At 69.5% G+C, this 6,114-nt stretch carries 6 protein-coding genes; 5 read left to right on the plus strand and 1 reads right to left on the minus strand.

From position 1 onward, the window contains the following. Positions 1-36: 36 nt before the first annotated feature. Positions 37-330 carry a DUF397 domain-containing protein gene (locus tag ACFWXC_RS52775; RefSeq protein WP_123973668.1) on the minus strand — a complete coding sequence of 98 codons (294 nt, stop codon included), beginning with the start codon at positions 328-330 and terminating at the stop codon, positions 37-39. Between the two features lie 281 nt (positions 331-611). On the opposite strand from ACFWXC_RS52775, the gene rpsO reads away from it, so the two are divergent. From rpsO to ACFWXC_RS52800, 5 genes are all read left to right on the plus strand, one after another. Further along, on the plus strand, positions 612-899 hold the full coding sequence (gene rpsO / locus ACFWXC_RS52780; RefSeq protein ID WP_089098391.1) for a 30S ribosomal protein S15: 288 nt from the start codon (positions 612-614) through the stop codon (positions 897-899). Between the two features lie 324 nt (positions 900-1,223). Continuing rightward, positions 1,224-3,449 (plus strand): polyribonucleotide nucleotidyltransferase, encoded by a 2,226-nt coding sequence (locus ACFWXC_RS52785; RefSeq protein WP_384491472.1) that lies wholly within the window; start codon positions 1,224-1,226, stop codon positions 3,447-3,449. Continuing rightward, the gene (locus tag ACFWXC_RS52790; RefSeq protein ID WP_382547335.1) at positions 3,446-4,825 is read left to right on the plus strand and encodes a M16 family metallopeptidase; all 1,380 of its coding nucleotides are present in this window, start codon (positions 3,446-3,448) and stop codon (positions 4,823-4,825) included. Before ACFWXC_RS52785 ends, ACFWXC_RS52790 begins: the two co-directional genes overlap by 4 nt. 26 nt (positions 4,826-4,851) lie before the next feature. After that, positions 4,852-5,604, plus strand: coding sequence for a 4-hydroxy-tetrahydrodipicolinate reductase (gene dapB / locus ACFWXC_RS52795; protein ID WP_384491474.1), 753 nt, complete (start codon positions 4,852-4,854; stop codon positions 5,602-5,604). A 15-nt stretch (positions 5,605-5,619) separates the two neighbouring features. Then, positions 5,620-6,072, plus strand: a complete 453-nt coding sequence (locus ACFWXC_RS52800; protein ID WP_351747501.1) for a hypothetical protein — start codon at positions 5,620-5,622, stop codon at positions 6,070-6,072. Positions 6,073-6,114: the final 42 nt, after the last annotated feature.

Consider the following 6,114-nt stretch of genomic DNA (forward strand, 5'->3'; position numbering starts at 1 on the left):
GCACGCGCGCGTGCCGCCCCACAGCCGGGCCGTCGGTCACTGGGCGGCCAGGCCGCCGTTGCGCTCGTTCGGCTCCAGGTCGAACTCACCGTCCCGGGCGCCCAGCACGAAGGCCCGCCACTCCGCCTCCGTGTACCGCAGCACGGTGTCCGGATCGAGCGACGACCGCATGGCCACGGCACCCTCGGGCAGGTAGGCGATCTCGACCCGCTCCTCGTCCTGCTCGGTGCCGGGCGCGCAGTGCCACTCGACGCCCGAGATGTCGAGCGCGTAGAGCTCGTCCCGTTCCCGCTCCTTGCGCGCCTTCATCTCCTCAGCCGTCTCGCTCATCCCGCGGCGACCCCTTCCCGACGACGTACGTACGCTGTGACGGTCACACTACTGGCGGTCGCACGGCCTTCGGCTGTCCCGCACGGTCCAGGGCTGTCCTGGACATTCCTGTACTCCGGCACTGGTACCCTGGTCGACGGCCGTTTGTGTACGCACCCCCGGAGTCCCCCGTGGACCCCTGAGGCCGCGCCCGACGGATCCCGCCTCCCGAGTAGTGGAAGCTCTCCCGCGATGAAGACCGGGGGCGCTCGGTGGGCACTCACAGACCACGAGGAGTACGCGTGTCGCTCGACGCCGCTACGAAGAAGCAGATCATCACCGAGTTCGGTACCAAGGAGGGCGACACCGGCTCCCCCGAGGTCCAGGTCGCCATGCTGTCGCGTCGGATCTCCGACCTGACGGAGCACCTCAAGGTCCACAAGCACGACCACCACTCCCGTCGTGGTCTGCTGATCCTGGTCGGTCAGCGCCGTCGCCTCCTGCAGTACCTGGCGAAGAAGGACATCCAGCGCTTCCGTGCGCTGGTCGACCGCCTGGGCATCCGCCGCGGTGCGGCGGGCGCCAAGTAAGACGCCGTGAAGGGAGCGGTTCCCGGAGACACCCGGGGCCGCTCCCTTTGCCGTACGTGCGGAAACGTGCGGAGTGTCACTCACGCTTTGTAGTGTGGTAGCACAACGCAATACGCACGACACAGCACGACAGCGAACAAGGAGAAGCGCACCCAAGCCGCCGCCGGTCCTCGGTAGTGGCCCCCGGGGGGAAGCGAGCCCCGGGTGCTTCGATCGAAGACCGGCCCGCACAGCACGGCGCGCTTCTCCGGGACCGTCCCCCTGCCACACGGGCAGACCGGGACAAAAGACGTAACGCAGACGAAAGTAACGGAGAAAACGCTAGTGGAGAACGAGACCCACTACGCCGAGGCCGTCATTGACAACGGCACCTTCGGCACCCGCACCATCCGCTTCGAGACGGGCCGCCTGGCCAAGCAGGCCGCCGGCTCCGCCGTGGCGTACCTGGACGACGACACCATGGTGCTGTCGGCCACCACCGCCTCCAAGAACCCGAAGGACCAGCTCGACTTCTTCCCCCTCACGGTGGACGTCGAGGAGCGCATGTACGCGGCCGGGAAGATCCCCGGTTCCTTCTTCCGCCGTGAGGGCCGGCCGAGCGAGGACGCGATCCTCACCTGCCGCCTGATCGACCGCCCGCTGCGCCCGTCCTTCAAGAAGGGCCTGCGCAACGAGATCCAGGTCGTCGCCACCATCATGGCGCTCAACCCCGACCACCTGTACGACGTCGTCGCGATCAACGCCGCGTCCGCGTCCACCCAGCTGGCCGGTCTGCCCTTCTCCGGCCCGATCGGCGGCGTCCGCGTCGCGCTGATCAACGGCCAGTGGGTCGCGTTCCCGACGCACACCGAGCTCGAGGACGCCGTCTTCGACATGGTGGTCGCCGGTCGTGTCCTGGAGGACGGCGACGTCGCGATCATGATGGTCGAGGCCGAGGCCACCGAGAAGACCATCCAGCTGGTCCAGGGCGGTGCCGAGGCGCCGACCGAGGAGGTCGTCGCCTCCGGTCTGGACGCCGCGAAGCCCTTCATCAAGGTGCTCTGCAAGGCCCAGGCCGACCTCGCCGCGAAGGCCGCCAAGCCGACCGGCGAGTTCCCGATCTTCCTCGACTACCAGGACGACATCCTGGAGGCGCTGTCCGCCGCCGTCCGCCCGGAGCTCGCCTCCGCGCTGACCATCGCCGGCAAGCAGGAGCGCGAGGCCGAGCTGGACCGCGTCAAGGGTCTGGCCGCCGAGAAGCTGCTCCCGGAGTTCGAGGGCCGCGAGAAGGAGATCTCCGCCGCGTACCGCTCGCTGACCAAGCAGCTGGTCCGTGAGCGCGTGATCAAGGAGAAGAAGCGCATCGACGGCCGCGGTGTCACCGACATCCGCACCCTGGCCGCCGAGGTCGAGGCCATCCCGCGCGTGCACGGTTCCGCCGTGTTCGAGCGTGGCGAGACCCAGATCCTGGGCGTCACCACCCTCAACATGCTCCGGATGGAGCAGCAGCTGGACACTCTTTCCCCGGTGACCCGCAAGCGCTACATGCACAACTACAACTTCCCGCCGTACTCCACCGGCGAGACCGGCCGCGTCGGCTCCCCGAAGCGCCGCGAGATCGGCCACGGCGCCCTCGCCGAGCGCGCCCTGGTCCCGGTCCTGCCGACCCGCGAGGAGTTCCCCTACGCGATCCGCCAGGTGTCCGAGGCGCTCAGCTCGAACGGCTCGACCTCCATGGGCTCGGTCTGCGCCTCCACCATGTCGCTGCTGAACGCCGGTGTGCCCCTGAAGGCCCCGGTCGCCGGTATCGCCATGGGCCTGATCTCTCAGGAGATCGACGGCGAGACGCACTACGTCAGCCTCACCGACATCCTCGGTGCGGAGGACGCCTTCGGTGACATGGACTTCAAGGTCGCCGGCACCAAGGAGTTCGTGACCGCCCTCCAGCTCGACACCAAGCTGGACGGCATCCCGGCCTCCGTCCTGGCCGCCGCCCTCAAGCAGGCCCGGGACGCCCGCCTCCACATCCTCGACGTGATGATGGAAGCGATCGACAAGCCGGACGAGATGTCCCCGAACGCCCCGCGGATCATCACCGTCAAGATCCCCGTGGACAAGATCGGCGAGGTCATCGGCCCCAAGGGCAAGATGATCAACCAGATCCAGGAGGACACCGGCGCCGAGATCACCATCGAGGACGACGGCACCATCTACATCGGCGCCTCCGACGGTCCGGCCGCCGAGGCCGCCCGCGCCACGATCAACGGCATCGCCAACCCGACGATGCCCGAGGTCGGCGAGCGCTACCTGGGCACGGTCGTGAAGACGACCACCTTCGGCGCGTTCGTCTCCCTGCTGCCCGGCAAGGACGGTCTGCTGCACATCTCGCAGATCCGCAAGCTGGCCGGCGGCAAGCGCGTGGAGAACGTCGAGGACGTCCTCGGCGTGGGCCAGAAGGTCCAGGTCGAGATCGCCGAGATCGACTCCCGCGGCAAGCTCTCCCTGATCCCCGTGGTCGAGGGCGAGGAAGAGGCTTCCTCCGAGGACGCAAAGGACGACACCGACAAGTGACGTCGAGCAGCTCCACGACGACGGCCCGCACCTCTTCGGAGGCGCGGGCCGTCGCCCGTACCCAAACCCTGATCAAGGGCGAGAACGGCATCGGCACGGTCCGCAAGACCACCCTCCCCGGCGGCCTGCGCATCGTCACCGAGACCCTGCCCTCGGTACGCTCCGCGACCTTCGGCATCTGGGCCCACGTCGGCTCCCGCGACGAGACCCCCGCCCTGAACGGCGCCACGCACTACCTGGAGCACCTTCTCTTCAAGGGCACCACGCGCCGCTCCGCCCTGGACATCTCCTCCGCCATCGATGCGGTCGGCGGCGAGATGAACGCGTTCACGGCGAAGGAGTACACGTGCTACTACGCGCGCGTGCTCGACACCGACCTGCCGCTCGCCATCGACGTCGTCTGTGACATGCTCACGGGCTCCCTGATCCTCGAGGACGACGTCAACGTCGAGCGGGGCGCGATCCTCGAAGAGATCGCCATGACCGAGGACGACCCCGGCGACTGCGTGCACGACCTGTTCGCGCACACCATGTTCGGCGACAACGCCCTCGGCCGCCCGGTCCTCGGCACGGTCGACACGGTCAACGCCCTCACCGCCGACCGCATCCGCCGCTTCTACAAGAAGCACTACGACCCCACCCACCTGGTGGTCGCGGCGGCCGGCAACATCGACCACAACAAGGTCGTACGACAGGTCCGCGCGGCCTTCGAGAAGGCCGGTGCCTTCCGGACCGCCGAAGCGGCCCCCATCGGCCCGCGCGAGGGCAGCCGCACCATCCGCACCTCCGGCCGCGTCGAACTCCTCGGCCGCAAGACCGAACAGGCGCACGTCGTCCTCGGCATGCCCGGACTGCCCCGCACCGACGACCGCCGCTGGGCGCTCGGCGTGCTCAACACCGCCCTCGGCGGGGGCATGTCCTCCCGGCTCTTCCAGGAGGTCCGCGAGAAGCGCGGCCTGGCCTACAGCGTGTACTCGTACACCTCGGGCTTCGCCGACTGCGGCCTGTTCGGTGTGTACGCCGGCTGCCGGCCCTCGCAGGTCCACGACGTCCTCAAGATCTGCCGGGACGAACTGGACCAGGTCGCCGAGCACGGCCTGCCGGACGAGGAGATCGGCCGTGCCATCGGCCAGCTCCAGGGCTCCACGGTGCTCGGCCTGGAGGACACCGGCGCGCTGATGAACCGTATCGGCAAGAGTGAGCTGTGCTGGGGCGAGCAGATGTCCGTCGACGACATGCTGGCCCGGATAGCCGCGGTGACCCCGGACGAGGTCCGCTCCGTAGCCCGCGACATCCTGGGACAGCGCCCGTCGCTGTCGGTCATCGGCCCGCTCAAGGACAAACAGGCCGCACGCCTGCACGACGCCGTCGCCTGACACACCACCGGTAAGGAACGAAGAAGATGAGCAAGCTGCGCGTGGCGGTCCTCGGCGCCCAGGGCCGAATCGGTTCCGAGGCGGTCAAGGCGGTCGGGACCGCCGAGGACATGGAGCTGGTCGCCGCCCTCGGCCGGGGCGACAAGCTGGAGGCGCTGGCCGAGTCCGGCGCCCAGGTCGCCGTCGAACTCACCACCCCCGCCTCGGTGATGGGCAACCTCGACTTCTGCGTGCGCCACGGCATCCACGCCGTCGTCGGCACCACGGGCTGGACCGACGAGCGCCTCGCGCAGCTGACGGGCTGGCTGGACCAGTCCCCGGAGACCGGCGTGCTCATCGCCCCGAACTTCTCCATCGGCGCCGTGCTGACGATGAAGTTCGCGCAGATCGCCGCGCCTTACTTCGAATCGGTGGAGGTCGTCGAACTCCACCACCCGAACAAGGCCGACGCCCCCTCCGGCACCGCCACCCGCACCGCCCAGCTCATCGCCGAGGCCCGCCGCGCGGCCGGCACCGCCCCGGCCCCCGACGCCACCGTCACCGCCCTGGACGGCGCACGCGGCGCCGACGTCGACGGCATCCCCGTCCACGCCGTCCGCCTGCGCGGTCTCCTGGCCCACCAGGAGGTCCTGCTCGGCGGCGAGGGCGAGACGCTCACCATCCGCCACGACTCCCTCCACCACAGCAGCTTCATGCCGGGCATCCTGCTCGGCGCCCGCCGCGTGGTGACCACTCCGGGCCTGACCTTCGGCCTGGAAAACTTCCTGGACCTGGGCTGATACGAGACCTCTGACATGCGCGCGAAGCTCTCCTACGCCCTCACGGCCGCCGTCCTGGTCTTCTACTTCGTCCTGGTCGGCAGCCGGGGCGTGATGCTCATCCAGACCGGCACGGTCCTCACCGTCACCTTCGGGGTGGCGGTGCTGATCCTGCCGGTCATCGGCCTGTGGTTCCTGTGGAAGAACACCCAGTTCGTCCGCCGGGCCAACGCCCTCGCCGCGGAACTCGACGCCGAGGGCGGCCTGCCCGTGGACGAGCTGAAGCGCACCCCCGGCGGCCGTATCGACCGCGACTCCGCCGACGAGGTCTTCGCCAAGCGCAAGGCCGAGACCGAGGCCGCCCCCGACGACTGGCGCAGCTGGTTCCGGCTCGCCGTCGCCTATCACGACGCCCGGGACACCCCGCGCGCCCGCAAGGCGATGCAGCGCGCCATCGCCCTGCACGACGGCAGGCCGCTGGAGGCCTGAGCGGCACCCCGCATACGAGGCAGGGGCCGGTCCGCGTGATGC

The sequence above is a fragment of the Streptomyces sp. NPDC058683 genome (assembly GCF_042716195.1).
GTDB lineage: Bacteria > Actinomycetota > Actinomycetes > Streptomycetales > Streptomycetaceae > Streptomyces.